The organism is Streptomyces sp. NPDC127106 (assembly GCF_042677605.1).
In the GTDB taxonomy this organism is placed as follows: Bacteria; Actinomycetota; Actinomycetes; order Streptomycetales; family Streptomycetaceae; genus Streptomyces.
Map to the genome: position 1 here is coordinate 84289 of NZ_JBHXTC010000007.1, position 2370 is coordinate 86658.

General features: G+C 69.0%; 2 protein-coding genes. One reads left to right on the forward strand and one right to left on the reverse strand.

Annotated features, from left to right (window positions below):
- Positions 1–134: 134 nt before the first annotated feature.
- Entirely contained in the window at positions 135–1586 is a 1452-nt protein-coding gene (locus tag ACFVGY_RS09785) for a catalase (RefSeq protein WP_385673632.1), read from the reverse strand.
- A gap of 177 nt (positions 1587–1763) precedes the next feature.
- Between ACFVGY_RS09785 and ACFVGY_RS09790 the strand changes: the two genes are divergently transcribed.
- The gene (locus ACFVGY_RS09790) at positions 1764–2180 is read left to right on the forward strand and encodes a Fur family transcriptional regulator (protein ID WP_385673634.1); all 417 of its coding nucleotides are present in this window, start codon (positions 1764–1766) and stop codon (positions 2178–2180) included.
- Positions 2181–2370 lie beyond the last annotated feature (190 nt).

A 2370-nucleotide genomic window follows, 5' to 3' on the forward strand; every position in this document is an offset into this window, starting at 1 on the left:
GGTCCCCGCGCGATAAATCCGGCGTGGGGGGGGCCCCCCCCCGCGCCGCCCCCGGGGGGGGGGGTGGGGGGCGGGGGGGGGGCGGCCCCCCGCCCCCCCCCCCCCCCCCGCCTCCCTACGGCAAAGCGGTCGGTTCAGCCGCGCAGGGCCTGGACCGCGACCTCCAACCGCTTGCCGAAGTCACCGTCCGCCTGGCGGAAGTTGCCGATCGCGCGCTCGGCTATGTCGTCACGGGAGACCTTGGCGATGAAGCCGGCCAGGTTCTCGATCAGGCGACCCTTCTCGTCCTCGGACATCAGGCGGTAGAGGTTGCCCGCCTGGACGAAGTCGTCGTCCTCGGCGTGGACCGGGGCGGCGTGATCGCCGGTGACCCCGGTGACCGGGATCGGCTGCCACAGCGGGCGGTCGATCTGGTGCGGGCCGCCGAAGGAGTTCGGCTCGTAGTTCTTCGCACCCTTGTGGCGGCCGTCGTAGAGGAAGCCGTCACGGGAGTTGGTGCGCGCCTCGGTGGCGTGCGGGCGGTTCACCGGCAGGTGGTCGGCGTTGATGCCGACGCGGTAGCGGTGGGCGTCGCCGTAGGCGAAGAGGCGGCCCTGGAGCATCTTGTCCGGGGACGGGCCGATGCCGGGCACGAAGTGGGCCGGGCTGAATATGCTCTGCTCGACCTCGGCGAAGACGTTCTCCGGGTTGCGGTTGAGCTCCAGCTTGCCGATCTCGATCGGCGGGTAGTCCTCGTGCGGCCACACCTTGGTGAGGTCGAACGGGTTGAAGCGGTAGGCCGCCGCGTCCGCCGCCGGCATGATCTGGACCTGGACGGTCCAGGTCGGGAACGCGCCGCGCTCGATGGCCTCGCGCAGGTCGCGCTGGTGGGAGTCCGGGTCCTCGCCGGCGAGGGCGTTGGCCTCGGCCTGGGTGAGGTTCTTGATGCCCTGGTCGGTCTTGAAGTGGTACTTGACCCAGAAGACCTCGCCCGCCTCGTTGTTCCACTGGAAGGTGTGCGAGCCGTAGCCGTTCATGTGGCGGTACGAGGCCGGTATGCCACGGTCACCGAACAGCCAGGTCACCTGGTGGGTGGACTCGGGCGACAGGCTCCAGAAGTCCCAGACGTTGTCCGCCTCGGTCGACCCGGTGTACGGGTCGCGCTTCTGGGTGTGGATGAAGTCGGGGAACTTGATGGCGTCCTTGATGAAGAACACCGGGGTGTTGTTGCCGACGAGGTCGTAGTTGCCCTCTTCCGTGTAGAACTTCAGCGCCCAGCCGCGGGGGTCGCGCACGGCGTCGGCGGCACCGAGGTTGCCGGCCACGGTCGAGAACCGCAGGAAGACCTCGGTCTCCTTGCCGACCTCGGAGAGGAACGCGGCGCGGGTGTACGGCGTCACGTCGGCCGTGACGGTGAAGGTGCCGTAGGCGCCGGCGCCGCGGGCGTGCACCACGCGCTCCGGGATGCGCTCGCGGTTGAAGTGGGCGAGCTTCTCCAGCAGCAGCTGGTCCTGGACCAGGACCGGACCGCCGACGCCCGCCGTCTCGCTGTTCTGGTTGTCGGCGACCGGAGCCCCGGCCTCCGTGGTGAGCGGTCCCTGCGTCACGTGCGCCTCCTGCGTCATTTGCTGCCGTGTCCTGTCCCGGCCTGTGCCTGTACCCGTGTCTGTCCTTGGCCCTTGCCGTACTCGATCCTACGATGGACTTTGTCTAAGTCAAGTAAGTATCCAAGTCCGTACGGGCTCGGGAATTGCACCCGGTCCCTCGCTGTTAGGCTGGTGTCCATGAGTGACCTGCTGGAACGACTTCGCGACCGCGGATGGCGCATGACCGCACAGCGGCGCGTCGTGGCCGAGGTGCTCGACGGTGACCACGTCCACCTGACGGCGGACGAAGTGCACGCGCGCGCCGTGGAGAAGCTGCCCGAGATCTCCCGGGCGACCGTCTACAACACGCTCGGTGAACTCGTGACCCTCGGCGAGGTCCTGGAGGTCTCCACGGACCGGCGGGCCAAGCGCTACGACCCGAACGCACACAAGCCCCACCAGCACCTGGTGTGCGCGCAGTGCGGGGCGATCCGCGACGTGCACCCGGCGGGCAACCCGCTGGCCGACCTGCCGGACGCGGAGCGGTTCGGCTTCGTGGTGTCGGCGGTCGAGGTGACCTACCGCGGCGTGTGCCCGGACTGCTCCGGCGCCTGACGACGACGAAAGGGGGCCCGGGAGCGACGGCTCCCGGGCCCCTTCGTACACGGCTCGTGCGGACACGCACGGCTCGTGCGGACACGACGAAAGGGCCGCGGGAGCCGGAGAAGGGCGGGCGGGGACACAGACGGGGGCGGAGTTTTAAAAAAGCACCCACGGGGGTGTTGTATAAAAAAAAAAAAAACAA

What these genes read in the sequence shown, in the direction of transcription:
- ACFVGY_RS09790 (WP_385673634.1), top strand. Translation starts at nt 1,764, where the DNA reads ATGAGTGACCTGCTGGAACGACTTCGCGACCGCGGATGGCGCATGACC.